The 26,564-nt window shown below is 62.2% G+C and carries 23 protein-coding genes and 5 pseudogenes; 10 read left to right on the forward strand and 18 right to left on the reverse strand.

Annotation, left to right across the window (positions count from 1 at the left end; translation table 11 throughout):
• Nucleotides 1-25: 25 nt before the first annotated feature.
• The 6 genes and pseudogenes from ACTGJ9_RS36755 to ligD all read right to left on the reverse strand — a co-directional run bounded on the left by ACTGJ9_RS36755 (nt 26) and on the right by ligD (nt 6,040).
• On the reverse strand, nt 26-598 hold the full coding sequence (locus ACTGJ9_RS36755; protein WP_456675009.1) for a TetR/AcrR family transcriptional regulator: 573 nt from the start codon (nt 596-598) through the stop codon (nt 26-28).
• Nucleotides 599-682: 84 nt separating this feature from the next.
• A complete protein-coding gene (locus ACTGJ9_RS36760) occupies nt 683-1,120 on the reverse strand; it encodes a DUF302 domain-containing protein (RefSeq protein ID WP_456675010.1) in 438 nt (145 codons plus the stop codon).
• Nucleotides 1,121-1,188: 68 nt separating this feature from the next.
• Complete coding sequence (locus ACTGJ9_RS36765; RefSeq protein ID WP_456675011.1) at nt 1,189-2,655, reverse strand: amidase family protein; 1,467 nt, start codon at nt 2,653-2,655, stop codon at nt 1,189-1,191.
• 331 nt (nt 2,656-2,986) lie between these two features.
• A complete protein-coding gene (locus ACTGJ9_RS36770; protein WP_456675012.1) occupies nt 2,987-3,715 on the reverse strand; it encodes a type II toxin-antitoxin system VapC family toxin in 729 nt (242 codons plus the stop codon).
• Nucleotides 3,716-3,720: 5 nt separating this feature from the next.
• Nucleotides 3,721-4,218: a hypothetical protein gene (locus ACTGJ9_RS36775; protein ID WP_456675013.1), complete on the reverse strand. Its 498-nt coding sequence runs from the start codon at nt 4,216-4,218 to the stop codon at nt 3,721-3,723.
• Nucleotides 4,219-4,223: 5 nt separating this feature from the next.
• Nucleotides 4,224-6,040, reverse strand: a pseudogene (gene ligD, locus ACTGJ9_RS36780) (DNA ligase D).
• A gap of 225 nt (nt 6,041-6,265) precedes the next feature.
• On the opposite strand from ligD, the gene ACTGJ9_RS36785 reads away from it, so the two are divergent.
• Complete coding sequence (locus tag ACTGJ9_RS36785) at nt 6,266-6,730, forward strand: hypothetical protein (protein ID WP_456678744.1); 465 nt, start codon at nt 6,266-6,268, stop codon at nt 6,728-6,730.
• A 32-nt stretch (nt 6,731-6,762) separates the two neighbouring features.
• On the opposite strand, the pseudogene ACTGJ9_RS36790 reads toward ACTGJ9_RS36785, so the two are convergent.
• Nucleotides 6,763-7,000 (reverse strand): annotated as a pseudogene (locus ACTGJ9_RS36790) (hypothetical protein).
• 1 nt (nt 7,001) lies between these two features.
• Nucleotides 7,002-7,226: a hypothetical protein gene (locus tag ACTGJ9_RS36795; protein WP_456675014.1), complete on the reverse strand. Its 225-nt coding sequence runs from the start codon at nt 7,224-7,226 to the stop codon at nt 7,002-7,004.
• A 245-nt stretch (nt 7,227-7,471) separates the two neighbouring features.
• Between ACTGJ9_RS36795 and ku the strand changes: the two are divergent.
• Nucleotides 7,472-8,323: pseudogene (gene ku, locus ACTGJ9_RS36800) on the forward strand (non-homologous end joining protein Ku); the annotation flags it as partial.
• Between the two features lie 16 nt (nt 8,324-8,339).
• A complete protein-coding gene (locus ACTGJ9_RS36805; protein WP_456675015.1) occupies nt 8,340-8,588 on the forward strand; it encodes a hypothetical protein in 249 nt (82 codons plus the stop codon).
• A 176-nt stretch (nt 8,589-8,764) separates the two neighbouring features.
• Here the strand turns inward: ACTGJ9_RS36805 and ACTGJ9_RS36810 are convergent, their stop codons facing one another.
• Nucleotides 8,765-10,756: a protein-L-isoaspartate(D-aspartate) O-methyltransferase gene (locus ACTGJ9_RS36810; protein WP_456675016.1), complete on the reverse strand. Its 1,992-nt coding sequence runs from the start codon at nt 10,754-10,756 to the stop codon at nt 8,765-8,767.
• 340 nt (nt 10,757-11,096) lie between these two features.
• On the opposite strand from ACTGJ9_RS36810, the gene ACTGJ9_RS36815 reads away from it, so the two are divergent.
• Nucleotides 11,097-12,107 carry a hypothetical protein gene (locus ACTGJ9_RS36815; RefSeq protein ID WP_456675017.1) on the forward strand — a complete coding sequence of 337 codons (1,011 nt, stop codon included), beginning with the start codon at nt 11,097-11,099 and terminating at the stop codon, nt 12,105-12,107.
• Nucleotides 12,108-12,147: 40 nt separating this feature from the next.
• Here ACTGJ9_RS36815 and ACTGJ9_RS36820 read toward each other — a convergent pair whose 3' ends face one another.
• A complete protein-coding gene (locus ACTGJ9_RS36820; RefSeq protein ID WP_456675018.1) occupies nt 12,148-12,411 on the reverse strand; it encodes a hypothetical protein in 264 nt (87 codons plus the stop codon).
• A 249-nt stretch (nt 12,412-12,660) separates the two neighbouring features.
• Here ACTGJ9_RS36820 and ACTGJ9_RS36825 point away from each other — a divergent pair, with 249 nt between their 5' ends.
• Nucleotides 12,661-14,352, forward strand: coding sequence for a recombinase family protein (locus ACTGJ9_RS36825; protein ID WP_456675019.1), 1,692 nt, complete (start codon nt 12,661-12,663; stop codon nt 14,350-14,352).
• Nucleotides 14,353-14,602: 250 nt separating this feature from the next.
• Here the strand turns inward: ACTGJ9_RS36825 and ACTGJ9_RS36830 are convergent, their stop codons facing one another.
• From ACTGJ9_RS36830 to ACTGJ9_RS36840, 3 genes and pseudogenes are all read right to left on the reverse strand, one after another.
• Nucleotides 14,603-15,418 (reverse strand): exonuclease domain-containing protein, encoded by an 816-nt coding sequence (locus ACTGJ9_RS36830; RefSeq protein WP_456675020.1) that lies wholly within the window; start codon nt 15,416-15,418, stop codon nt 14,603-14,605.
• A gap of 1,132 nt (nt 15,419-16,550) precedes the next feature.
• Nucleotides 16,551-16,703: pseudogene (locus ACTGJ9_RS36835) on the reverse strand (hypothetical protein); the annotation flags it as partial.
• A 170-nt stretch (nt 16,704-16,873) separates the two neighbouring features.
• Nucleotides 16,874-17,580, reverse strand: a pseudogene (locus ACTGJ9_RS36840) (SOS response-associated peptidase).
• 173 nt (nt 17,581-17,753) lie between these two features.
• Here ACTGJ9_RS36840 and ACTGJ9_RS36845 point away from each other — a divergent pair.
• The 5 genes from ACTGJ9_RS36845 (at nt 17,754) to ACTGJ9_RS36865 (ending at nt 22,393) form a co-directional block, all read left to right on the forward strand.
• Nucleotides 17,754-18,977, forward strand: a complete 1,224-nt coding sequence (locus ACTGJ9_RS36845; protein WP_456675021.1) for a site-specific integrase — start codon at nt 17,754-17,756, stop codon at nt 18,975-18,977.
• Entirely contained in the window at nt 18,974-19,897 is a 924-nt protein-coding gene (locus ACTGJ9_RS36850) for a tyrosine-type recombinase/integrase (RefSeq protein WP_456675022.1), read from the forward strand. The genes ACTGJ9_RS36845 and ACTGJ9_RS36850 overlap by 4 nt, the downstream gene beginning before the upstream one ends.
• The gene (locus tag ACTGJ9_RS36855) at nt 19,894-20,871 is read left to right on the forward strand and encodes a tyrosine-type recombinase/integrase (RefSeq protein ID WP_456675023.1); all 978 of its coding nucleotides are present in this window, start codon (nt 19,894-19,896) and stop codon (nt 20,869-20,871) included. Before ACTGJ9_RS36850 ends, ACTGJ9_RS36855 begins: the two co-directional genes overlap by 4 nt.
• Nucleotides 20,872-21,061: 190 nt before the next feature.
• Nucleotides 21,062-21,700 carry an SOS response-associated peptidase family protein gene (locus tag ACTGJ9_RS36860; protein ID WP_456675024.1) on the forward strand — a complete coding sequence of 213 codons (639 nt, stop codon included), beginning with the start codon at nt 21,062-21,064 and terminating at the stop codon, nt 21,698-21,700.
• A 99-nt stretch (nt 21,701-21,799) separates the two neighbouring features.
• The gene (locus ACTGJ9_RS36865) at nt 21,800-22,393 is read left to right on the forward strand and encodes a hypothetical protein (protein ID WP_456675025.1); all 594 of its coding nucleotides are present in this window, start codon (nt 21,800-21,802) and stop codon (nt 22,391-22,393) included.
• 18 nt (nt 22,394-22,411) lie between these two features.
• Here the strand turns inward: ACTGJ9_RS36865 and ACTGJ9_RS36870 are convergent, their stop codons facing one another.
• The 5 genes from ACTGJ9_RS36870 to ACTGJ9_RS36890 all read right to left on the reverse strand — a co-directional run bounded on the left by ACTGJ9_RS36870 (nt 22,412) and on the right by ACTGJ9_RS36890 (nt 25,508).
• On the reverse strand, nt 22,412-22,825 hold the full coding sequence (locus ACTGJ9_RS36870; RefSeq protein WP_456675026.1) for a hypothetical protein: 414 nt from the start codon (nt 22,823-22,825) through the stop codon (nt 22,412-22,414).
• Nucleotides 22,804-22,995, reverse strand: a complete 192-nt coding sequence (locus tag ACTGJ9_RS36875) for a hypothetical protein (protein WP_456675027.1) — start codon at nt 22,993-22,995, stop codon at nt 22,804-22,806. The genes ACTGJ9_RS36870 and ACTGJ9_RS36875 overlap by 22 nt, the downstream gene beginning before the upstream one ends.
• 108 nt (nt 22,996-23,103) lie before the next feature.
• Nucleotides 23,104-23,631, reverse strand: coding sequence for a phage exclusion protein Lit family protein (locus tag ACTGJ9_RS36880; protein WP_456675028.1), 528 nt, complete (start codon nt 23,629-23,631; stop codon nt 23,104-23,106).
• Nucleotides 23,632-23,636: 5 nt separating this feature from the next.
• Nucleotides 23,637-23,948 carry a hypothetical protein gene (locus ACTGJ9_RS36885; protein ID WP_456675029.1) on the reverse strand — a complete coding sequence of 104 codons (312 nt, stop codon included), beginning with the start codon at nt 23,946-23,948 and terminating at the stop codon, nt 23,637-23,639.
• Nucleotides 23,949-24,917: 969 nt separating this feature from the next.
• Complete coding sequence (locus tag ACTGJ9_RS36890; RefSeq protein WP_456675030.1) at nt 24,918-25,508, reverse strand: LabA-like NYN domain-containing protein; 591 nt, start codon at nt 25,506-25,508, stop codon at nt 24,918-24,920.
• Between the last annotated feature and the right edge of the window lie 1,056 nt (nt 25,509-26,564).

Consider the following 26,564-nt stretch of genomic DNA (forward strand, 5'->3'; position numbering starts at 1 on the left):
CTCCGCCCTTCCTAATCTAGCAAGATCAAACTCCCGCCAAGTGCAACGCGGCCTCAACGCCGCCTTCCAAGATCTGCTCCGCCTGGACACTGTCTGGGATGGCCCGCGCGAACTGGAGGGTGCCCACCATGAGGCCGAAGATGGCGGTCGCGCGGCGGCGGCTCGCTGCAGAATCGGCATCCGGAAGTAGTGCGGCCAGCGACGAAACGTAGCTTCGCAGCGCTTTCTCGTAGTCCTGCCGAGTGGACAGCGGCTGGCGGGCGATTTCCGGGAGCAACGCCGCCGAAGGGCACCCTTCCGCCGTGTCTTCGAGGTGAGCGCGGTTGAGGTATCTCCGGATCGCCCCCTCGAGGGGGAGGCCCCTCTGCTGATCTTCATCGAGCCGAAGTTGCTGGTCTCCGAGCGCGCTCGCCAGCGCCTCGCGAACGAGCGCGTCTTTGGACTCGAAGTGCGGAGAGAATGCGCCTTTGGTCAGGCCGGCCTCGCCCATGATCCCCGCGATCCCGGCGGCCGAGATGCCGTCTCGGCGCACGCACTTCGACGCCACATCGACGATGTGCCGCCGCGTCGCTGTTTTATGACCTTTCTCGAAACGCATCTTCTCTCTACTTCACTAATATCCAGCAGCCCTACGCTGCAGCCGCTTCCAACAAGAACTGGAGCTCGCGATCAAGACACTGGGCTACTGCATCGACATCATCGCTGCGAAACTGGCCGAAACGGATGCTGGTCGGTCATATTCAAACGCGACACCGCCATCGTCATCCTCGCGCAATAGGACGCGGATGGGCGCATAGAGCCCGGCCGACAATTGGTGGCGGGTCATCTTGGATGCAGTGAGCGGATTTCCGATATCGAACTGGATGGATCGGCGCGTCAGCCCAGCAATAGCCAGGAGCGCTCCGTGGTCACGCTGACCGAAAATGGTGAGCGGCGGACATGCCTCCAACTCTCGAAGCGCCCGCATGCTTTCACCATATCGCAGGAGAGTGAAGATCCCGTCATCGATGCGGGGTGCCAAGGTCGCGAGCTTGGCACGAACGTCCTCGAAAGATCTTGTTGACCGGATGGTGACGTGCTCGATCGGAATGACATGCGTTGAGTACAGTGCATTGGCCATCTGTTGATCCTCTAATCGGTTGTGATTGCTTGCAGGTGGTCCCTTCGCTACGGGAAGGGGCCACGGCGTTAGATCGCACCCGACTTTTCGTTCAAGATGCCTTCGATGCCGCGGGCAAGGTGCAGAAGTCCCCGGTCGCTCCCTAAGGGGGCGTCCAGCTCAAGGCCAATCGGCAGCCCAGCGCGAGACAAGCCAACAGGAAGGCTGATACCCGGCAGCCCCACGCTGCTCGCCGACACGGTGTGGTTCGCCAAAGCGAGGTAGCTGACTTCCTGCCCCGCGATATGGACCGTCGCCTGCTCCGTGATCAACGGCGCCGTGCAGGGCGTGGCCGGTTGCAGAATGACCAGCGCTCCATGAGAGACGAACGCCGCGTTGAGACGGCGTTGAATTTCCGGGCGGCTCACGTTGAGCGCCGTCTGGTAGGCCTCTGCCGAGGTAGCGCCTGCACCGCGTGGCAGTACGATGTGTCCCCACGCCTGGCGAAGCTGGGGCTTGAGGCTCTCATAGATCGCCTCGAATGTGGTCGGAATGTCGTGGCGCCGAAGGAATTCCGAAATTGCGCCCATCGTCTCATGAGCGAAGATGCCCCATGTCGCGGTCTGGATGAGGGCATTGAAATCGTCGCCAAGGTCGACCTCAACGACCTCAGCGCCGGCGTCCTGCAGCCGCCGAACCGCCTCGCGGAAGCGGGTCTCGACTTCCGAGTCCACCAGATCCAGGAACTGGCGCGGCGCGAAGGCCAGTTGGGCTCCCTTCAGGTTGTAGCCACCGTCGGAGAAGTCCGCAGCCTGTTCACCAGTCACGACCTGATCCACCAATATGCAGTCCGCGACGCTTCGGGCGAATGCGCCCGTCGTGTCGAGCGTATGGGAGATCGGCGCAACGCCGTTGCGCGGCCAACGCCCGGTGGTCGGCTTGAATCCCACGACACCACAGAACGATGCGGGCACCCGGATCGACCCGACGGTGTCACCACCCAAAGAGGCCGGTACGATCCCGGCGGCCACGGATGCGGCAGAGCCGCTTGAGGAGCCGCCTGTTACGCGATCGCGGGCGTGCGGGTTCTTCACCTGGCCATAGCGCTCATTGTGCCCAGTCAGCCCGTAGGACATCTCCACCAGATTGTTCTTGCCGAAGACGATAGCGCCCGCGTCCTTGATTGCACGGACGGCGTCGGCGTCTTCCCGCGGAATGAAGTGAGCCAAGCTATCGAGGCCCAGGCTCGTTGGCAGCCCTTTCGTCAAATAGCTGTCCTTCACCCCGAGGGGCACGCCAAGGAGCGGAGCCGCCGAGCCGGTCGCATGCGCCTTGTCCGCGTCCCTCGCGGCCTGAAGCACAGCGGCCTCGTCGATGGTGATGAAGGCGTTCAGCTCGGCAAGCGTTCGGGCGCGCTGCAGAAGTGCAGTAGTGTAGGCTTCCGACGTCATGTCGCCGTTACGAATCGCTGCTGCAGCGACTGCGAGCCCAAGCGAGGTGAGATCTGTGGTGTCACGCGATGCAATCTGGCGTGAAGTGGCGGTCCTGTCGTCCATGAAATCCTCGCTAAGAGCTGTTTGGCCGCATCCCGCTGCCGCCGAACAGCGGCTTAGCTCAATGCCATTACGATCATAATATAAAATTACGATCGTACTTCAATGAAGATTTTCGCGTCCATGCTCTGTTGACGGACACATGTTCGTGAGGCGCAGATGACAACGTTGATCGAGGGGAGCAATCAACCGTTCGACGAATGACCATCCGTGACGCAGGGCCTGAACACACCCTCTATTCGGGCTTTCGACCTGCGGCGCGATTGCTGCCCTATGTCATGCCGAAGCGGGGGCGGCGTTTGTCAGACCGGGTAGTCGAGGCTTGTGCCGCGAGCTACGGCCTCGCGTCCAGGTGCACCTTATCGACACATCGTTGCACCGGTCCCGGGTAGTCTTGCTCGATCCAAGGCTCGTGGGCGAAGCGAACTTCCTCGATCTTCGACAACCGAAGGCAGATCCAGCGGGCTTTGACCCGACGCTTCGTGCTCGAACTTGCCTCCACAAGGAGGACGAATGCGCGCTCCTCACCAGCGGCGTGGCCCAGAGTGTACGGGCAGACCGTCTGGCGCTTGCCGCCATCACTCACGTGAACCGGCCGGCGTTCAAGGATGGCTTGTCTGAGCGCCATAAAGACCTGGCTGTGGCCTTCGCTCAGGATCTGGAACGGTCGCTTGCGACCGCGGCGGGGTCGGTACGCGGCGAAGTCCGGGTTGAAGGTCGCTGCTTGGGTGATCCCGATGCGCTCCATCAGCGCAAAACTCGTGCGGTCAACAAACGAAAAACCCTCCTCGGGAGAGCTCGCCTGTATCTCCGCAGCCGCGTTCAGATCGGCGCGCACAATGGGTTCGATCCGAACTCCCCCGTCGCGCAGCCGCTCCCAGAATATCTCCGCAACGTTGCTGCCGAATTGGGCTTTTAGAAGCTGCCACGTTTCAGCCAGCACCAGGTCCGTCGTGAGATGCCGGTCGATGCTGCGAAGGATAGACTTGGCGCGCTCATTCTGAGCATCCCGCTTGGCGGCGGCGGCGGCGAACCAGACCGAGCTGTCAACGAACGCACTCATGCGCGTCACTCCTGAACCGGGTACTCCCAAATCTTACCCGTCGGATCGTTCTGCTCAACCCACTTTTCCGCAGACGCTTGCGAGGCAAAGAGCCTGATCCAATCGACGTCGCCAACGTCCCTGGAGTCCGGATCGTGCGAGTAGAGCCAAACCGATCTTCGGGCCCGACCGCCTTCCACTTCGTATTCCCAGGCCACGCCTTCAGGATCGTTTTCCTTGAACCACCTGTCGGCGATGTCGGCAGACGCAAACACTTTTATCCATCCGGGCTCGCCTATGATGCGCGTCCGGCCGTCCTGGTAATCGTGGAGATAGAGCCATACGGTTCTGCCCTCGCGGCGAGCTTCAGCTTGGCTACGGACAGCCTCGTTCACCCGCTGCCGATCGGAGCGATCGGCTTCTGGCAGCGACATCACGGCGGCGTAGAGTTCGGCAGGAATGCTCCGCTTGTCGCCGGTAGGTTTGTGGCGCCATTCCACCCAATGGTCGAATGCATCCGACATGCGGCTTACCTCCTTGGTTTGACGCGAAATGGACTATCGACGGTGAAGGCATCCGGCGCGATCCCGCTCTCGATACGCTTCCAGATCACGGGCGCTGCGATCGGACATCCCTGGCGAGCCCGCGGTGAATAGGTGCCGATCGCGGTCGTGCCGCGGCCGTTGCGCAGATAGTCGAGGAAGATGCGATCGCGACGCTTTGCCTGCGCCGACAGGAGGTAGCGGTTTGGATGGCGCGCTGCGAGGGCGGAGACAAACTGATGCGCGATCCGATGCGCCTTGTCGTGCAGCATTGGCTGATCCAGTGGCGCCATAAGATGAATTCCTTTGCCACCGGTGAGCTTGGGCCAGGTCTCGAAGCCCTCCCGCTTCATCAGTGTGCGCAGAGCGAGCGCGGTCTCCACGACGGCATCCCAGTCGACGCCCTCTCCGGGATCCAGATCGATTACGATGCGGTCGGCATGTTCGAAGTCCTCGACGGTCGCATTCCAGGGTGCAGCTCGACGGCGCCGATCTCCACTAGCCCAAGGAAACCATCCAGGCTGTCGACCCACAGGCGCGTTCCCTCGCCACCCTCGCGCTTCTGAATCCGGAGCTGGTGCACGGCGGCCGGAATGTCCTTCGGCAGCGATCCCTTGTGATAGAACGTCGTGCCGCGCACATGACGCACCAGCTTGAGCGGACGATGGCCGAGGTGCGGGAGGGCTTTCTTCCACACCTTGCACCAGTAGTCGGCGAGTTCTTCTTTTGACGGCACAACGGCGTCGGGCAGAAGCTGCAGGATGTTCTCTCTCGGAACGCCCAGCTTCGGGCGGCCGGCTGCGGACGGCACGAGGCGCGGGGCCTTGACCTTGCGCACCGCGAGATCATCGCGAAAGCCTTTGAACACGGCCTCGCGAAGCAGGCCATCATCGGTCAGCGCGCCATACTGGACCTCGATTTCGAGTGTCGGCTCGACCCAGGTCGCCTTTGGCTTTTTGACGGTCACATCGAGCGGAGAAGTCTTGCGGATCAACGGATCAAGCCGCTCGCGTAATTCGCGCGCGGTCGTCTCGGTGTAGCCGGTACGCACCTTGCCGGCGTAGAGCAGCTTGCCGTTCTCGCGCCGGCCGACGTAGAGGGACGCCACCTTGCGGGGGCGCGCGCCGAGCTTTTCGACGAACGCGACGATCGGAAAGGTCTCGCTCTTCTTGCACTTGAGCTTGACCCAGCTGTCCTGCCGCCCCGAGCGATAGGGCTCGCCAAGCCGCTTGCCGATCAGGCCTTCCAGCCCCAGTTTGCACCCTTTGTCGAAGACCTCGTTGCCGTCGGCCGCAAGCGCTTCGACATAATTGAATGTCTCCGGTGCGTCCTTCAGAAGCAGCTGCAGCAGGCGCTTGCGTTCCTCGTACACGACGCGGCGCAAGTCGTAGCCATCGAGGTACAGGAGATCGAAGGCGTGGTACCGCACACGCTCGCTGCGCTTTCTGCCGAGTTCTCGCCTGAGCTGCTGGAAATCCGACAGGCCGCCACTGCCGTACACCACCGCCTCGCCGTCAATGATTGCGCTGTTTGCCTTGAGCTGATCGGCGCTCGCTGCGATCGAGGAGAACTGCTCGGTCCAGTCCAGGCCCGTACGCGAATAGACCTTGGCGTCCCCATCTCGCACATGCAGCTGTGCGCGGTAGCCATCCGCCTTGATCTCGTAGACCCAGTCTTCGCCGCGCGGCGGCCTCACACGCAGCGTGGGATCACACGGCTCGATGTAACCAGGGATAGCAGCTCTGATGGCGCCATGGACACGCGATACTCCGAAACGGGACTGACGCAACGCCACGGCACACATGCCGATTCAACGCGATCGCGCGGATTCGTTCCGTCCCGCGGAGGTCCGCTTCCGCGCAGCGCGAAGTCCAGTTCAGGCGTTGAGGTGCGGGGTTCTCGCGCCGACCTGAGCTGGCTCGCATCCAACGATCCCGTCGAGGAAGGCGAATAGTCTGTCCGGTGTCGTACTCCCTGGAACAGATTGGGTTTTCGCGCCTTTCCAGAGCGCCGACCAAAAGGAAGTGCGATGAAATCGACAAGCGTTCTAGCATTGGCACTCGCTGTCTCGACATCGACGGCGTCGGCGCAGCCGGTGCGATGGACCAAGTACACCATTCCTCAGACCGGCACCTCGATGGATTTTCCGTCTTCGATCTTCACGGAAGAGGCGGGCCGACCCGATGGCTACGGGCAACGGTTCCGAACCGCCGACGGGCGCGCCGACATCACGATCCAGGCCGCGCCTAACGTCGAGAACGATTCACCCGCCGCCTTTCTCGCGAAAAAGCATCCGCCTTCACGCATTCAGTACAAGCGAGTGACACCACGCTTCTTTGCGGTCTCCAGCTACAAGGGTGACAAGGTTTGGTACAACCGCTGCAACTTCTCGGGGCGGTTGATCCATTGCGTCCTGATCAACTATCCCGCAGAAGAGGAACGCACCTGGGACAACACCGTCACTCGAATGAGTCTGTCGCTCAGCGGAAGGTAGTTGCCTTGCGGGGGCTCCGCGCCGCGCGTCCCTCACAGGGTGCTCAGGTCGTCCGGCACGTCGGCGAACTTGCGGATCACGGTTGCGTCTCCGAATTCGCCTGTAGCCGGATCCCCGCTGCGGCTGAAGGCCACCGCACCAACGACGCCGGGCTTTCGCGAAAGCGCCTCGGGTTTCATCACGGCGGCGTTGGGATTGAAGCACTCCACGGCCTCGCCGGCAGAGACACCGTCATGACGGCAGAGCCACATAGTAGGTCACCGCGGGCATGTCAGTCGTACCAATCCTTTCGGTCGCGCGGGACGTCGAACCGGCCGCGCGAGTATCCCGCAGAAATCGAAGCCCGCAGCTGTTCGACCTGCGCCTCCAGGAAGCCATTCGCGACGATGAGCGCCTTGAGAGCTTCCCGGGCGTTGCCTCCACAGGCCGCAATCGCCTGGTCGGCAGCGTCCTCCAAGTCGAAGCTGGCCGGTCCAGATGCCATGGGTTGGGTCATCAGTGCATGTTCTCATTTTGTTCGTAAGAGTCAAGACTGCCCGCCACGTCCGCCAGGCGATTGACCGGGAGTGGCCAGAATTTGCGGTGGACGCCTGCGGGCAGTGTCGGAACTGTGTCGCGCCGTTCGTCTTGAGTCCAAGTCCCCGTACCTGGAGCGTTGCGTAATCATGGCCCCCCGCGCGAACTGGAAAGGCTTCCTTCGGCTGTCTCTCGTCACCTGTCCGGTCGCGCTCTACCCGGCGACGTCGGACAGTGAGAAGATCTCCTTCAACCAGCTCAACCCGGCAGACCGGCCATCGTATCAAGTACCTGAAAGTCGACGCCGACACAGGCGACGAGGTCCCCAACGAGGACATCGTAAAGGGCTACGAGCTCGAGAAGGGCCAGTACATCGAGGTGTCCAAAGAGGAGCTCGAGGAGATCGCGCTGGAATCCACGCGCACCATCGAGATCGACGAGTTCGTAGACAAGGCCGACATCGATCCGCGCTATCTGATCCGTCCCTACTACATCCGCCCGGACGGCAAGGTCGGGCACGACGCCTTCGCCGTGATCCGCGAGACCATCCGCGAGATGGACAAGGTCGCGATCGGGCGGGTGGTGCTGACCAACCGTGAGCACATCATCGCGCTCGAGCCGATGGACAAGGGTCTCGTCGGCACGCTGCTGCGCTACCCCTATGAAGTCCGCTCGGAGCAGGAGTATTTCGACGAAATCCAGGACGTCAAGGTCACGAAGGACATGCTCGATCTCGCCAGGCACATCGTGAACCAGAAAGCGGGCAGCTTCGAGCCGGAGAAGTTCGAGGACCATTATGAAAGCGCGCTGATCGAGCTCATCAATCAGAAGCGCGCCGGCAAGGCGATCACACCGAAGGAAAAGCCGGCGGCCACCAACGTGGTCAACCTCATGGAGGCGCTTCGGCGGAGCGTAGGTCAGGAGGCCGCGCCGGCGAAGGCCGTCAAGCCCGCCAAGAAGCCGCGGAAGGCTGCTGCAGGCCAGAAGGAGATGCTGATGCCGATCGCCGGCAAGAAGCCCCCGAAGGAGGCGGGGGCGAAGAAGCCGGCGGCCAGGTCGCAGCGGAAGTCCGCCTGACAAATAGGAGAGCCGCATGGATATGAAAGAAGCCTCGGCAATGACAGAAGCCTCCGGACTGGCTAACGAGCTGGACGGCGTCGATCGTGCGTCCGCGGCGAGGTTGCGCGCCGCGGCGGAAGCGAGCCGGCGCCCGCTGCGGCCGACGTCGCAGGATGCCGCGATGCACTGGGTCGACCAACTTCGCGAGGTGACTTTGAAGGCGCCGCTGCAGTCGCTGTGCGTAGCGTTCCTGCTCGGGGTTTGGGTCGCCCGTCGGCGCTAGACCGTTAGCCGGCAGTGCCCGCCAGTTGGCTGTGGCAAACGGTTCGCCTACATGCAGGTGGTCCGGAAAGCCGGGTGCGAGGAGGAGATGTCGGCCGGCATCGTGCTGGTCGCGGTCTTGACCTTTGTTCGGTTCCTGAGTTCCGACGAGCACTGGCTCGTCGGGGACCTTCGCCGTCAGAGGCCGAATGGATAGGTGTCCGGGACGCCGGCGCGGCGATTTTCCGGTCCCAAAGGCCTGACTGCCTTCGTCTCATCGAACCACATGAATGCATCAAACTGCTGAGGCAGCGACGCTTCGGCGTAATGGCTTTGCAGTTCGGTGTTCGGCCGGTAGATGACTCCGATGAACCGTTCGAGGCGCGGCTCGGTCAAGCGACGCCGGAGGCTCTCGTCCCGGCGAAATTCGAGCAGGCCGCGCGGCACACCGGCGTCGTGGAACTGCCGCTCGTAGCTGTCCGGTCGAGAGGGCCGCACCTGCATCACTTCCATCTCGCCATCCCAGTCCGACGCGGCGGCCACGGTGCCGGTATGGGTGCCGAAGCCGACCAGGGACGCCGCCTCGGCGAACTTCTCTCGACAAAGCTGACCGATGTTGAGCTCCCCGCGGACCGCCCCCATCTCGGTGAAGCGTGCGTCGCCGACATGGGAATTATGCGCCCAGACCACCGCCTTGGATCGCGGCCCCTGGGCGTCCAGGATATGGCCCAAGGTTTCGAACATGTGCGTGTCGCGCAGGTTCCAGGATTCGGCCCCGCCATAGTACATGATCCGGTAATAGCGCTCGGCGGAGGCGATCAACCGCGCGTTCTGCGCAGCGTCCAGGAAGCTGTCCGGGTCGTTCGCGGCGTAGTCGAGTTGCTTTCCCAGGATGTCCTGGCACTGGCGAACCACCTCCGCCTCGCATTTCCGATAGGCTTCGGTCAGGACGGCACGGCCGTAGGTCGAAGGTTCGCGCTGCCAAGGCGTTAGGCATCCGTAGCGCTCGCGCGCCACGGCCGCGGCTTCTGGATCTACGCCATCGAGATAGGCGAGAACGGCGGCGATCGAGCTCCGCATGTTGTAGATGTCGAGCCCGAAGAATGTGGCGCGCTCGCCTGCCAGCTTGCTTTCGTTGTGCTCGCGCATCCAGTCGACGAAAGCGGCGACGTCGGTGTTTCGCCACATCCAGGTCGGGAAGCGCTCGAACGGCTCTCCGCCCGAACCGCGCGACGACTGGTGGCGAACGTAGCGGTCGACCGCCGCGGCGTCGGGCCAATCGGCTTCCAAGGCGACGGTCGTGAACCCGTGCTTCTCGATCAGGCGCCGCGTGATCGCCGCGCGCGCCCGGTAGAACTCCGACGTGCCGTGGCTGGCTTCGCCCAGCAGGACGACCCGGGACTGCGCAAAGCGATCGAAGAGGTCGCCAAAGGCGGGATCGTCGAAAGCCGGCAAGGGTTCGAGGGCGGCGCCGATCATGTCCGTGAGCGAGCGGAAACGCGTGCGCCCGGGGACGTGATTGCTGGCGGAGCGCGTGCCGTCCTCGGCCCAGCCGTGCTCTCCGATCAGGGGCACGAAGCGAACGGCCCCGAAGGCTTCTTCGTCATATTGGGTGTCGCTCCGGCGCGTGATCCGCAGCAGCGATTGTTCGTGCTCCAAATCGCCGACCGGGATGACGAGACGGCCCCCAATGGCCAATTGGCCCTTGAGTGCGTCCGGCACTTCCGGACCGCCGGCCGCGACGAGGATCGCATCGAACGGCGCCTCTTCCGGCAATCCGCGTGTGCCGTCGCCTGTATGGACGACGCAATTGTCGTAGCCGAGCGCCGCAACCCGCTCGGCGGCGACCCTGGCTAGGGCGCGATGGCGCTCGACGGTGTGAACCGTTCCGGCGAGCCGCGATGCGACCGCCGCCGCATAGCCCGAACCGGTTCCGACCTCGAGCACCTTGTCCGCTGGCTTCAGCTCGGCCGCCTCCGTCATCAGCGCGACGATGTAGGGTTGCGAGATGGTCTGCGCGTTCGCGATCGGCAGGGCGCCGTCCTCGTAGGCGAATTCCTCGAAACCGGATTCCACGAACCGCTCCCGAGGGACCTGTGCCATCGCGTCCAGAACGCGCCGGTCGCGGATGCCGCGGCGTGCAAGTTGAACCTGGACCATGCGGTCGCGAAGCTGTGCGAATTCGACCATGGCCGCGCCGTTCGTCGGAGTTCTGCTGCGACAAGCCAATCGGGACGAGCCGGACAGGTTCCTCCTACGACAAAGTATTGGGTTGGGTAGCGCGCCGGCGCTAGGACGGCCTCGACACGGGCCGTCGGCCGCTTCGGAACGAACGCAACGCAGCCCTGTTGGTCGCCGATAATCGGAGTGCTCGATGCACTTGGCCCGCCGGTCACATGGACGGAGAACGATCTCCGCGGGAACCTTCCTGATCGCTGTCTTGGTCGTCATGGCCGCAGTGCATCTCGCTACGCGTTCGGAGACGTGACGTGTTCGGGCGGATCTCGCCTGGCGCCGCTGGCATTCCGCCATGATCATTCAGACCATCGAGATCGCTGCAGGAATGGTCCTGGTCGTGTTCGCGCTGCGCGATGTCTTCGACACGGTGGTGGTCCCGGGCGAGAGCAGGGGCGCACTGCGCGTGGCGCGGCGGCTCCTCGCCGTCGCGCTGCCGATTTGGAAGTGGGCTCGCCGAGGCAAGAGCGGGGTCTCGACCAGCTTCGCGCCGTCGATCCTCATGGGCTCTTTTCTGATCTGGATGGGGCTTCTCTTGCTGGGTTACGGGCTCATCGCGCATGCGCTGGGGGACTGGTTCTCTCCGCCGGCCGATTTCCAGGAGGCGCTGTTCATCGTCGGAAGCGCGTTGTGCACGGTGGGCCTGAGCGGCATCGAGGCGCAAGGTCCGGCCCGCTGGGTCCTCGTCCTGGCCGGCCTTTCCGGCCTCTCGGTCCTGACGATGGCCGTCACTTACCTGCTCCAGGTGCAAGAGGGCATTTCCCGCCGCGATGCCGGGATTCTCAAACTTACGACGGCTGCGGGACAGCCACCCTCGGCTCTCGGACTGCTGGAGCGCTACGCCGACCTGGACTCTCCCGAGGAGATCAGGCGTGTGCTTGACCGAGGACGGGATTGGTGCGCCACCGTCCTGCAGAGCCATGCTTCCCATCCATCGCTGATCTACTTCCGATCGGTCGGCGTGGGCTCGGGCTGGCCTGCAACGCTCGGAGCCATGATGGACCTCGCACTGATGTTCGAACTGCTGATCGAGGACCCCGCGAGTCGAGCGCCTGCGATCCTGCTCCGAAGCGAAGGATTGCGCCTGATCGACGATCTGAATGGACTGATCGGCCTTGAGGCCAAATCTGACGATACCACTGCTGCGGCAGTTCCGCGGGTGTGCGCCCGCTTGACGGCGGCTGGCTACAAGGTGCGTTCGTCGGTGGACGCAGCGGAGTTCGCTGAGCAGCGGCGAAAGCACGCTGGCCGGGTGCGTGCCGCTGCTGAGCATCTTGGCACCACGGCGGCGCCCCTGATCCCTTGATCATCGACAGCGGCATCGGACCGTGGGTTGTTGGTGCGCTTCAGTCGGGCGGGCATTCAGGGCAGGTATCGCCGATCGAATCCAGCACTCCGCGGACCTCGGCGACAGCCTGGTCCGGAGACAAGCCGTCCGGAGGCTCCTGCCTCGCGATATCCAACGCGCGCTCCCGGGCGTGAGGGTCGGCCCGCTCCTTTGCCCAGCCATGCTCCTCGCATTCGTGGACGGCGCCCGCCTCCTGCAGCACACCGAGCGCCCATCCGCGCAGCGTTCTGATCGCCGGCCGTCTTTCCTTCGTCATCAGCATCGAGCTTGCTCCTGCCGGGACGAATCCCTTCGCCCGTCTTCTCGTTCCGGGCGGTCAGCACGCAGCAGGGATTCGCAATCGGCAGGGCTGAGGTTTGTCCCCGTGTTCCGCGGCGCTGTGCACAACGCCACCTTCCGGTGCCGACATGAGACGCGCCCCGGTGCCCCTGCAGGCTGCTCGGCATTGCTATCCCGACCGTGAAAGGTGTTATTGCACTCGCCGGTACCTCCAAAGTGGCAGGAGGGGTGCATGGGTAACTGGCTCGTTGTTCCCAAAGGGACAAGCTTGGCGAGGCGATCCCGGGCGCGCCGTGCTGCGCAGTACGTTCGAATGTCGAGGGAGCTCCAGCGCTACTCGATCGCGAACCAGATGGCGGCCATCGCCGCTTATGCCGAGACGAACGCGCTCACGATTGTGCGCACCTATCGCGACGAGGGCCGCAGCGGGCTGCGGATCAAGGGGCGTCATGGTCTCATCGAACTGATCGAAGATGTTCAGTCGGGCCGCGCCGACTTCGACCACATCCTCGTTTACGACGTCAGTCGCTGGGGCCGGTTCCAGGATGTCGACGAGAGTGCCTACTACGAAATCCTGTGCAAACGGAGCGGCGTGCAAGTCGAATACTGCGCCGAGATCTTCAAGAACGACGGCACGTTTGTTTCCGGGATCGCGAAAAGCCTGAAGCGCGGCATGGCCGCCGAGTGGAGCCGGGAGCTCTCCGTCAAGGTGCACGCCGGACACTGCCGGGTCGCGAGCCTTGGATACCGCGTTGGCGCTCCCGTTGGCTACGGCCTCCGACGCTTGATGGTCGACGAAAGCGAGCACCCGAAGGCCCTTCTCGCAAAGGGGCAATTCAAGGCTCTGCAATCGGATCGCGTTCGCCTGCAGCACGGGTCGGCCGAAGAGGCCGCCGTGATCCGGGAAATCTTCGACCAGTTCGTCAACTGCAGGAAGTCCTACAGCGACATCAGTCGCCAACTGAACGACGCGGGCATCGCGAATCACAACGGCCGGCCCTGGACCGACGGCATGATACCCACCATTCTCGGCAACGAGAACTACATCGGCAAGACCGTCTACAATCGCACCTCAAGACGTTTGGGCCAGAAGCTCGTCAAGAATCCGGATAACGCTTGGGTCCGGGGCGCTGCGGCGATCGAGCCGATCGTGGACCAGGGCATCTTCGCTCGCGCCCAGAAGCTGCTGGCCGAGCGCCGCGTGGAGATTTCGGAAGAAGAAATGCTGTTGCGCCTGCGTCTCACGCTCCGCCGGCGCGGTAAACTCAACTCGCACATCATCAATACCACGCTGGGTCTCAATCACGTCTCCTCGTACGTGAAGCACTTCGGTTCGCTGCGGAAGGCCTATGCGCTGATCGGATACGTGTCGCCGCGCGACTGCGACTGGATCGATACCCGGGATTTTTGGGCCGCCGAGCAATCGAGCCATGCCACCGAACTCGCGGAGGCGCTGCGAACGGAATTTGGCCTCCAGCGGGATCTTGTTCCGGACGGCGTAGGGCTCGATGTGGGAGGCGTGCGCGTCGTTTCGTTTCTCGTCGCACGACGACTGGCGCATCGTGGAAAGGATCACGCTACGCAATGGAAAGCCTACCGAAGGAAGATCTCATCCGGCCTGCTCGCCGTGATGCGGTTGGATGCGGCAGATCGGGCGATCGAGGACTACGTGCTGTTGCCTGCCCCGCTGAGTTCGGGACGCTACGTCTGGCTCTCATCTGATTCCCTTCGTCGGCGTCGGGGCGCGCTTTACGAGGAAAAGGGGGCATTGTTCGGTGCCATCAAGACAATGCTGGCAAAAACCAACCGTGCCGCCCCAACCAGCTCAGCAAGGTCGAAAGAGCGATCGACATCAGGCCGGCCCAAAGCCAAGGGCTTCGGCGGGCGGCGCTCACGGTGCGGAGATACAAAACCGCTCCAATGAACGTGCCGTAGTTCCTTCGGAAGTCACCATTCAGTTTCGCAATCCTGGACAATTCCGAGGATGTCTGGATGTCATTTGCCATCGGGCTGGCTCCTTCCGCTTGCTAGGACCAGCGCCTTATGAACCACTGTTTTGCCCGACGGAGCAAGTGATATTTCGCATTATCAGAATAGCATGATCGCAGTGGAACTTGGCCGGAAGCTTTAGAATTGTCAGTCCGCAGTCCAGGCACCTGCTTGGTTATGAATTGCTACGCTGCTTCGCGGTACCCCTCTTCGCTCCGCTTCTTGTTGATGAGATTCAACAACTGCGCCGACGCCCGCGCATCGCATAAGGCTCGATGATGATTGTCGAGCGAGATGCCATATATCTCGCAAAGCTTCCCAAGTCCGTAGGACTTGTGTCCCAGATAGCGCCGCCGCATTCCGGCGCACGTGCAGAGCTTCAGGAATCTGAAGCGCCGCGCGATCCTTTCGAATTCGTAGGCCATGAAACCATAGTCGAAGTTGACATTATGGGCGACGAAAATACCGTCCCCCATAAACTCCATGAATCGGTCCGCTACCTCCGCGAACAAAGGTGCGTCCCGAACCATTTCGTTCGTGATGCCGGTCAGCTGAACGATCTTTGCGGGAATGGAACGCTGGAGATTGATGAGAGAATGCCACTCGTCGACGACACAGTGATTGCGAACCTTCACCGCGCCGATCTCGGTGATGCGATCGCCATTCGACCAGGAGCCGGTCGTCTCGATATCGACCACCACGTAGTCCTGCTCGAGGTCGAAACGATAATCCACCCGACCGATCTCGGCGATGATGCCGGCGGCGCCGAGCTGGCGGAGACGGGTCAGCTGGTTGCGGCGGATCACGTCCCCCTCGGCCTTGACCTCCATGAAGGACGCTTTGCCGTCCTGCACCAGCATCAGGTCGGGGAAACCGTCCCGCATGCCGCGGAAATCGTCGCACATGCTGCGGACGATGCTGGCTATAGCACTTGGATCGAGATCCTTCGAGGAGCGCGCGGAGCGCCTCCACTTCCACATGATCCCAGCTGAAGATCCCATTCGGCCGGCCCCATTTAGCTGCGACGGTGCGGAGGATCAACGGAAGAGAAGCTCCGGATGCGATAGCGGCTAGTTTCTGGTCGATCGGCACGGCGAAGAGCCGACGGAAGCTGCGGTCCTTCAGGCAATGGGGTAGCCAGTCGAACCCGCTGGGCATTCGGGTGCTCTCGACGAGCTCGTCCCAGAAGAGAAGGCCGAACAGCGTGTGCCACAGCACATTCTCGGTGAAGAAAACCTTGGTGCCCTCACGCCGGAGAACGCCGGCGACGCCTGCTTCTGGATTGCCGCGATGCGTATCGTCGACGGTGATCGTTCGCCCGGACCGCAGCAGTTCGGTGTAGACACCTGTGCGCCTCCCTTCGAACTTGCGAGCGTAAAAGTCAGTTGCGAAAACGTGCTCCCCGTCGCTGGCGGGATCATCGATCATCCGCTGCAGCAGGTCTTCGGCTCCGGTGCGATCCCCCGTATTGTAAAGCAGGCGGACCAGGCGCTCGTTGCAGTCCGGCGAGCACCCCGCGCGGTAGAGCTGACGGGCAAGATCGCTCTCGCCCGCTTTCTCGAAGAAAAGTCCGGTCTGATGAGCCGCTCTGCCGCGCAGCTCGTTGGCGTACTGTGTCCCGCAGGCAGGCCCGGACAGCACGTCGACGGCGGCCCGCCTGTGGACAGGCTCCGATCCGTCCTCAAGGCTGTCAAGAATCTGGCTGTAGTGGAACGAGGCAAGCGCCTCCGCGGCATCGGTGAAGCGTGCGCTGAACGCGGTCTCGCGATTGGTGCGGAGGATGCCCAAGTCCCGCAGCGCGAAGTTCTTGAGGTTCACCTCGGTCTTGCCGAAGTAGAGATAGAGCAGGAATTCGATTGGCCGCGTGCCGTCGAGAGCGATGAATTTGCGGGCGCCGCAGTGCTGCGCGGCCGTCGAGAAGGGGATCTGTTCGAGATAATAGCCTATCAACTTGGCTTTGGCCCACGACTTGCGGACGTCTTTGCGCCCCGCCGCCTGCGCACCGGTGAAGAGGACATCTTTGGGAAGACACGCGACGAACCCAGGGTAATCGACTTCGCCGATCACCCGGGCATGACCGACCATCATCAGATCCGACGTGGCCTGCTCGATATCGTCGATCTCGGGGTAGTCGAACAGGGATCGATTGAATATCACACCACTCCGGTTGATCATGCGGATCAACAGGCATCGGGCATCTCTCGAGAGGCCCTCGAAGCGCGCTATGAAAGCGTGATGATCCGGGCCAAGAACGGGTTCGTACGTTCGCTGCACGAACCCGAGCATTTCGGCGAAATGGTCGAGATAATAGTAGACGGGCAGTTGCGGCAGTTTGGCCAAGCGGACCTTCGCGGCAGGAATCGTTTGTTCTATTTTTGTTCGAATGGCGAGCGTGAAGTCAAGTGCCTCGCCAGGCTCCAGCTCCCCTAGTCGCCGACCGGTCGGTGTTCCCGGAGTTAGGAAGGCGAAGCCGGGGTATCTTCCTTGACGCCCCGGGCGACAACCCGGAGCGCTCCGTCCGGAAGCGGCCGCTGCAGCTTCAGGGCTTCCTCCGCAGGCGCCGTCATCCAGGTTTCGACTTCGTCAGGCGTCGTCAGGATCACGGGCATCGCCTTCGGGTGGATTGCGCCGACTTCTGCGTTAGGCTCCGTCGTCAGGAAAGCGTAGAGGTCGTTCGTAGTCTCGCCCTCCTTGACCTTCCGGACCGACGTCCAGTTGGTCCAGATGCCAGCGAAGCAGGCGAGCGGACGGGTCTCGTCGAGCGCGAACCAGACGTCGCCGCCGGCGAGTTTGTTGAACTCGCTGAAGCTATTGAACGGTACGATGCAGCGGTGCTCCGGACCTAACCACCGCGTCCAGTGCTTCGATGTAACATTGCGGATATTCGTGGTTCCGGAATCCGGCTCCATCTGAGCAACTCCTTGAAGTCGATGGTCTTGCCCTTCGCTTGGAGCTTCTCCGCCCGCTTCTTCGTCGCGTCCATCAAAGCTTTCGACGACGACGGCATCCCCCAGCGTGCCGTCGCGAGCTCGCGGCCCTCGGCGCCCGTTCGGACGATCGGCGCCTTGTAGTCCGGAAACACGCCGGGCATCGGGGCCAGGTTGCCGACGTAGCGGTTGACGACTCGAAACAGCGCGCTGATGGCGGCCTGGTTGGTGGTGATCGAGTAGAGATTATGCCGACGTCGGCATAATCTGTACTATGCCGACCTCGGGATTATGCCGACCATTGGCTCTGAACGGGCTCTGGCGGCGGCGATCGCTGCGTTAGAGTCGGCATAATCCGATTGGTCTCACAGCGTACAGTCTCTCTCTTGCCAATTGAAGGGAGGCTTTCATGTTGATTGATCTGTCACGAGTTGGGGTTTCGGGTCCGCTTTCGGCATTCGCGACTGGGTTTGCCGACCACATGACACGACAAGGCTATAACCCACACCAGACCCGCCTGCACTTATTGCTGCTAAACCACCTGAGCAATTGGCTTGCGAGCGAGGGGCTCGTTGTAGGGGAACTGCGCGCAAAGGAAGTAGAGCGGTTTCAGCTCAGCCGTGATGAAGCGGGTTACAGCTTTCTTCGCTCTATCAGAGCGATGCAGCCGATCCTCGGGTACCTGCGCGGTCTTGGGATCGCACCGCCGGCTTCGTCACCTCCGGTCAGCGGAGTGCTTGAAGCGACCCTGGCGCGATACCGAGGTTACTTGATACTTGAACGTGGCATCAGGAATGCGTCAGCGTCCCGGTATATTGAACTGATGCGTCCCTTCCTTCAAACCAAGGTCTTGGCGGACGGCCATACTCTAGACCTTCGAAGCCTGACGGCGGTTGACGTCGTTTCTTTCGTGGTGACAAACTTCCCTCGCCTGAGCCCTGGGACGGCCGGGCTGACAGTGTCGGCCCTTCGATCACTACTCGGTTTTCTTTACGTCGACGGCGTTATCGATCGGTCACTCGTGTCTGCGGTACCGACCGTTCCCGGTCGGCGATTAACCGGATTGCCGAAGGGATTGGCCGCTGACCAAGTGCATCGCCTTCTGGCGTCCTGCGACACCAGCACCCGAAGTGGCTGTCGTGACTTCGCGGTCCTGACCATGCTTGTTCGCCTGGGCTTGCGGGCAGGCGAAGTCGCCAAACTGCAGCTTGAGCATATCGATTGGCGAGGCGGCGAGATCGTGATTGCCCACAGCAAAGGCAATCGCACCGAACGACTGCCATTGCCTGCAGACGTCGGCGAAGCAATCGCGGCTTACTTGCATCACAGCCGTCCCGCAAGCACGCAAGGCCGAATGGTGTTTGCACGGATCACAGCTCCGCATCACGCTCTCACCACTGGCGCGGTAACGCAGATTGTTCGCCACGCTGGCGAACGGTGCGGCTTTGAACCGATCCATGCTCACCGGCTGCGTCACACCGCGGCGACTCTGATGCTACGCGGCGGTGCATCGCTGCCCGAGATTGGACAACTCCTGCGCCACCGCAACGCCATTACGACATCGATCTATGCCAAGGTCGATCGCGATGCTCTGCGGTCGATCGCTCGCCCCTGGCCGGGTGTCGTCGCATGAACGCTCTCCGCAAGGCTCTCGCAGACTACTTTGTGGTTCGCCGCGCCCTCGGCTTTAAGCTCTATCGAGCCGAGAAGCTCCTCCGTCAGTTTCTCACCTTCGTCGAGGATCGCGGCGAAGATCATCTGACAACCGAGGCGGCGCTCGCTTGGGCGACGCTCCCTAAGCGCGGTCGAACCTGGGCGTTTGCCCGGCTTTCCGTTGTTCGCCGCTTCGCTAAACACCTGCGCGGGATCGACCCCGCGACCGAGGTGCCCCCGACCCACTTGCTGGTGCAGCAAAAAGGCCGAGCCACCCCCTACCTATATTCGGAGTCGGATATCGCGGCCCTCATCGCCGCAGCCGGGACGCTGCGGACACCGCACCGAGTGGCGACATTTCGGACATTGATCGCCTTGCTTGCAGTGACCGGAATGCGGGTTGGGGAAGCGATCGGCCTCGACCGCGACGATTTTGACTCCGTCATTGGACTACTCACCATTCGGAACGCAAAGTTCGGCAAGTCTCGCCAATTACCGCTGCATCCGAGCACGGTGGCTGCACTGGTTGATTATCTGCGTCGAGAAGACCGTCCGACAAACTCGTCGAATACGCCGGCACTGCTGGTCACTACGGTTGGCACCAGATTCCACTACATGGGTATCCAGCCCGTCTTTCGTCAAATTGTCGACCGTGCCGGCCTCAAGCCGCGCTCGGGCTCATGCCGTCCGAGGCTCCATGACCTGCGGCATGGATTTGCCGTCAATACCATCCTTGACGGATATCGAGATGGCAGGGAGCCGGGGAACCGGATCGCGTTGTTGTCGACCTACCTCGGCCACGTCGATCCTGTCAGCACATACTGGTATCTTTCAGCTGCGCCGGAGTTGCTGACGCTGGTTGGTGATCGTTTGGAGCGGCACCTCGGAGGTGCCGCATGACCGCACTTGCCCCAACCCTGCAAGCGTTCTTCACGGAGCGCCTCATCCGCCAGCGCCAGGCTAGTCCCCATACACTTGCAGCCTACCGGGACACGCTGCGGCTGCTGCTGGTTTTCGCGTCCGCGAGGAAGGACGTCGAACCATCGAAGCTGGACATCCACGATCTTGATGCGCCGCTCATCGGCGCCTTCCTCGACCATCTTGAGAAGCAGCGCGAGAATAGTGCGCGCAGACTTGCCGCCGTCCGTTCGCTGTTCCGGTACGCAGCGCTTCGACATCCCGAGCATGCCGCCGTAATCGAGCGGGTGCTTGCCATTCCACGCAAGCGTTTCGACCGAAGGCTCGTCACTTTCCTGATCGAACCTGAACTCGATGCGCTGTTCCGCGCACCCGACCGCTCGACCTGGACCGGGCGGCGCGACCATACCCTGCTTACGCTCGCGGCCCAAACGGGCCTGCGTGCGTCAGAATTGATCGGCCTTCGCATTTGCGATGTTCATCTCGGCACTGGCGCCCATATCAGTTGCATGGGGAAAGGACGGAAGTTGCGGATCACACCGATTACCGCGGGTATGGTCGCCCTCCTGCGTGTTTGGCTCGCCCAGCGCTCGGGTCAACCGACGGAGCCACTTTTCGTCACTCGATCGGGAACGTCACTCAGCCGTGACGCCCTCGAACATCGGCTCGCCAAATACGTTCAGATCGCCACCCGCGCCTGTCCGTCGTTGGGACAGAAATCCATCAGCATGCATGTGTTGCGTCATAGCGCCGCGATGCGACTGCTGCGGGCAGGAATTGAAACCTCGGTGATAGCACTTTGGCTCGGCCATGAGCAGGTCGAAACTACCCACATCTACCTACACGCTGATATGGGAATCAAGGAACGCGCACTCGCCGCGACAGCTCCAGCGGCAGCCACCCCCGGTCGTTTTCGACCGAACGACAAGCTTCTCGCATTTTTGGAGGCACTGTGATTATGCCGACTCCAACGCAGCGATCGCCGCCGCCAAAGCCCGTTCAGAGCCAATGGTCGGCATAATCCCGAGGTCGGCATAGTACAGGTTATGCCGACGTCGGCATAATCTGTACTCGATCACCACCAACCAGGCCGCCATCAGCGCGCTGTTCCGTGTCGTCAACCGGTACGTCGGCAACCTCCCGCCGATGGCCGGTGTGTTTCCGGACTACAAGGCGCCGATCGTCCGGACCGGAGCCGACGGCCGGGAGCTCGCGACCGCACGCTGGGGCATGCCATCGTCGTCGAAGGCGCTGATGGACGCCACGAAGAAGCGTGCCGAGAAGCTGCGGGCCAAGGGCAAGACCGTCGATTTCAAGGAATTGCTCCGGATGGAGCCCGACGGCGGGACGACCAACATCCGCAACGTGAAAAGCAAACATTGGAGCCGCTGGCTCGGCGTCGAAAACCGCTGCGTGGTCCCCTTCAACTCGTTCAGCGAGTTCAACAAGGTCGCGGGCGGCGACGTCTGGTTCGCGCTCGACGAAACCCGGCCGCTCGTCTGCTTCGTCGGCATCTGGACCAATTGGACGTCGGTCCGAAAGGTCAAGGAGGGCGAGACCACCAACGACCTCTACGCATTCCTGACGACGGAGCCGAACGCCGAGGTCGGAGCCATCCACCCCAAGGCGATGCCGGTGATCCTGACGACGCCGGAAGAGGTCGAGACCTGGATGGCCGCGCCGGCCGACGAGGCCCTGAAGCTGCAGCGGCCTCTTCCTGACGGGACGCTCCGGATCGTCGCCCGGGGTGCAAGGAAGACGCTGGTCCAGCATAGCAAAGACTAGCCAAGATCCGGTCAGCGCTCTCCCAGAGGTTGCGTGATGCGTCCCGCGCCAACTACAATCGAGAATGTGCCGCATGCGCCAGACAGAGGGGAATCGATTTTGTTCTATCTCATCAAGCTGCCCGAAGAGACCGAGGGCTTCGTCAACCTCTCGACTGCATCCGATTGGCAGACCTGGATCCGAAATTGCCTCCCGGCGGGTCTTCATGACGAAGTGCAGAGACGGCTGATCTCCAACCTCAAGCACGTTCTCGTCGCACTGGAGATGAAGGCCGCTCTGATCGTTCCCCACGAGCAGCAAGGAAAACTGCTGTTTGAGTCCTACTTCCACATGCTCAATTTCGAATACTGCGTCGGCGTGTTTTCGGTATGCGAGGGTCTGGGCTCGGCGCTTTGGCTAAGGGAAAACGGTAAGGACGGTTCAGATGCCCGTAAGATCGGCATCGAAGAGTGGCGATCATCATTGCAGAGGAAATTCGATCCCGAGGCGAAATTCGGTCTCGACGCTAACGTCGGGACCGTGAGGAGCGTCAGGGACAAGCTTCACCAGGATCGCTTGGGAGCTAGGGAGAACATCGACTGGCATGCCTTTTCGTACAAGGAGGCGTTCATGCCGGCGGCCAGCGTGATGAAATGCCTGCTGAGCACGAATGTCGGCGACGTGCCCAAGGACACGAACCTGAACGCCGAGTAGCGGGATCCGGCCGAGAAACTACGAGCGTTTGCCGCGCCCGCCCTTCTTGCCAGCGCGAGCCGCGTAATGATCGAACACCTTCTTGACCTCCTGATCGACGAACGTCCGCTCATCCTTCCAGTCGATCTCAAGCTCTTCCGCCAACGTCAGGAAGCCCGGGCCAGGATGCGTGCGGCCGGGCGCCTTCCTGTGCACGATGACCGAAAGCAGGATGCCGTCCTTCGCGTAGCTATCTTCCGACACCCGCCCCAAAACCTTGCCGACCTTGGTCCGGTCGGCCGGTATCGTCCTCGACAGACCAAGTGCATTCATCACCTGTTCGTAGAAGATGATGCTTCCGCTTCTGGCAGCCTCTTCGAGGTAATCGCGCACGATCCGGACCTGACGGTCGAACGCCTCGGTCAGATCGATCAGTCCTGTAGCTTGATACACCGCGTGTTCCTGATCTTGATCACCTCCAGCTGTTTGGTCCCGACCATCCGCTCGATTGCCGCCCGGGTCACGCCGCGGTAGTCCGCCGCCATCTGCAGCGAGACGACTGCCAACTCCGAATTCCGCCTGAAGGCATCCACGTAATCGTCAACGTTCTTGAACTCTACCATGGCATATATCCGTTATGTTACAAATCCGGTACATAACGAATTCCTTGCTCGAGTCCACGTCTATTCGGCCGCGGACCGGTGTCGGCACCCGCCCGCGAGGAGACCGAGCTAATGCGACCGCTCCCGAAGCTGCATCACCGTCCAGTCAAAAAGCTCCGCCGAGGTTTCAAAGGTCGGCGGGGTCGTCGTGGGAAAGAACAGCGCCTTGAACAGATGAGCGACCACCTCCAGCGCTACGCTGTCCTCAGCCGCCTCGAAATAGGACGACACGTGCATCACCCGCGAAAATGCCGGAGGGTGTCTGGTGTCGCCGCCGACAGGCGCGAACAGCAGCAGCCAAGCCAGCGCCACCCCGACCACCAGGATCCTGAATTCGCGCTGCCGAGCATCCGGCACCTTCTCGAACACCCACTTGGCGGCAAACTCGTCGGCCTCCTCCTCGTCCTTCAAGCTCCTTGCGCTCTCCACCTCGTGTTGCCGGTGCACGTGCCCGACCTCATGCAGCAGGATCCAGGCGACGGCACCGAAGAAAACGTTGTTGATGTCCCGCTGGTCGCCGGCGGCGACGTCGGGCGGCCTCAGAGCGCTCGGCCATGGCAGGTCCGCCTGCCGCAGCGCTTCGGCATATTCCAGCAAGCCCCTTAGCTTCTGCAATTCCTGCCGATGTCGACGGGGCCGCCCACAGCCCCACGGTTCGCCTTCACGATATCGAGCAAAAGGACGGCGTACCGCGCCATGCACCAGACCATCGCCAGGCCCGAGTACGATACCATGATGGCCTTGCCGTCCGGATCCGCCATGAACGGCTGCACGCCGCTGGGCGGGGCGCCCTTCTCAGCGACGAGTTCCAATAGGCCGCCCTTGAAAACATCCGTCATCAGTTCGGTCGCTCGCTCCGCAGCGATGTTCAACGGATTGCCTCCGAGAAGTTGGAAGTACGGCTCCATCAGCATCGCCGTGTCGTTCGCCGGGAGAGGATTAGTAGGGGTAGTCATTTCAGGTTCGCCTTTCAGTGTCGGTTATCGATCTCCTTACTCGGCCCAAGCTTCTGCGGTGCTGCTTCCATCTATGAAGAAAAACGAACAGCGCCGTCCTCCTTTGTCTTTTCCGAAGCGGACAATCGTCAAATTTGCGCCCATTCCGCGGTAACGTCAGGAAAACTTCGAGGTCAAAGTCCCTTCCAAACAACGACTTACAGGATCGAGTCGTTCTCAAAGCGAAAAACGGGGTGATCGAGTCGTTCTTAAGGTCAAAACCGAGTCGTTTTCAAAATGCCGGCCGCAACGAAATCAAGGGGATAGTCGAGTCGTTCTCAAAGTGGCCCCACATACTTGTCGAGACAAATCATAGACGAGTCGATTCCAAAGAAACGTGAGTCGATTTCCAATGAATCGCGAGTCGATTCCGACAGCAAAACCAAGATTTGCGAGTCGATTTCCCGCACGGTCGCATCTAGCGAAGCCTGCTCCAGCGCATGACGAACAAGAACACCCTGCACCGGTACGGGAATGCGGCACTGGGGCAGCTTCTAGTCCGAGACTGCCCTTCGCCCAGCACGGATGATCACGTAGAAGCGCGCAGACAAGAACGATCACCGCCGACGCCGCGAGCTTGGCACGCAGACCTGCAGATCAGACGGCGGCCGGCGGCGGGAAAATGCCTCCCAATCTAGGCATCGGCGACGCCTCGTCGTTGTACGCCGCCTTCGAGACGGGCGGAATGTGAGCCGTCGTTCATGCAGAAAACCCGCCGGCCTGGGCGCCGGCGGGGCATCTCTATTCCAGTGCGGTCGCTTTTGACCGCGATCTTTCCTAGCGGAATGATCTTAACATCGCATTTCTCGTGGGGAGAGGTGGCCGGGGGCCGGTGATCTCCGGCCCCTGGATGGCCGTTAGATGCGGACGCGACATGGCCTAATCTGGCTAGTCGTCGCTCGGCCCGGTGCCGCGGCTCGTCGAAGCACCGCTCTGGCGGACCGCGCCGCGCTCGGAGAGATCCCTGCCGATCGTGGACTGCAGCTCGGCCAGATCGGTGAAGACGTCGGCTTGGCGGCGGAGTTCGTCGGCAATCATCGGTGGCCGGCTGGCCATGGTGGAGACCACCGTGACGTGGACGCCGCGGCGCTGCACGGCCTCGACCAGCGAGCGGAAGTCGCCGTCACCGGAAAACAATATCATCTGGTCGAGTTGTCCGGCGAGCTCCATCGCCTGGACCGCGAGCTCGATGTCCATGTTGCCCTTGACCTTGCGGCGGCCGCCGGCGTCGACGAATTCCTTGGTCGGCTTGGTGACGACGGTGTAGCCGTTGTAGTCGAGCCAGTCGACGAGCGGGCGGATCGACGAATACTCCTGATCCTCGACGACGGCCGTGTAGTAGTAGGCGCGAACCAGGGTGCCGCGGCCCTCGAACGCCTTCAGCAGGCGCTTGTAGTCGATGTCGAATCCCAAGGTCCTTGCGGTGGCGTGGAGATTGGCGCCATCGACGAAGAGCGCGATCCTGCTCGGTGCGGACATTTGGACGCTGCCGGAAATCGGTTTCCAGGACGGAAGCAGGCGCTTCCATCCGGACTCCAGGTCATTGAGGCAAAAGCTTCAGGTAAGGTCGGGTGGCCTGGGTCTCGCTTCCGCTCACCCGCATTCTACGGCGGAATCCGAGCTCCGACACGCCGGAGGCTACGCGCAATGTTTCCCGCCTCAAAGCATTTTCCTTCGACGAAGGACCGTTCGCCGATCGCCGTGAGCAAGTTCGGACGCCAGGACCTGAACCTGCGGCAGGTTGGTAAGACAAAGGACAATGGGAAGTCCCCCTGACGGGTTGGCGGTGCGATGCAATTCCCTGTTTTCGAGACGCACCTGAGAAAGCGCGGCCGCACGTGGTGGTGGTTCTTGTGCATGGCCGACGGCCGGAGGCTTAGGCAGGGTCGGAAGGCAAGCGCTCTACAGCCAGATATCGGGCCAATCGGGCACTGTTCGAGGCGCTGCTGTTCGCGGCGCCTTTGTCGGAGAGTGCCCCCGACAGGGCCGGTCCAGCCGGCGGCCCAGCCGCTCGGCCAGCTGACAGCGCAGCCTGCGCCCTCTTCGCGCTTCGCCATGGCACCCCGACATGACCAGCCGATCGAGCCCGTTCGCAGGGCGCTCCGCCGGCTGCCGCGACAAGGCAATTCGTGGTCATGGGTCGGGAAGTACCGCCGCCAACGCCGGCCAAGGCGAACTGGCGGAGCAACTCAGCCTGTCCAACATGTCCAATTCGCGCAGCGCTTGGCGCGCTCGCCGGTTTCGGTGCAGCCGTCCGCACCCGCGCTCGGCATCACGGTGCGAGCTCCTCGCACGACAGACCGGCGGTGATGCAGTCGCGGCCGGACCAGGCGAGGCCGAGCGGAATCAGAAGGCCCAGCCCACCTGGAGCCGCGGCCCACTTCTGAATCCACTTCTGAAAAGGAGTAGCTGCTGAAATGCTCGGGCTCGATAACTCCCCCTTCTAAGCACAAGCGAGCCGAAACTTGGATTCCGGGATTCTACGGCCCAGCCGCCCGGCGGTCTTGCGGTTTCTGCCGAGAGCGACCTGCCTGG

This window comes from Bradyrhizobium sp. RDM12, from assembly GCF_051917485.1.
GTDB lineage: Bacteria > Pseudomonadota > Alphaproteobacteria > Rhizobiales > Xanthobacteraceae > Bradyrhizobium.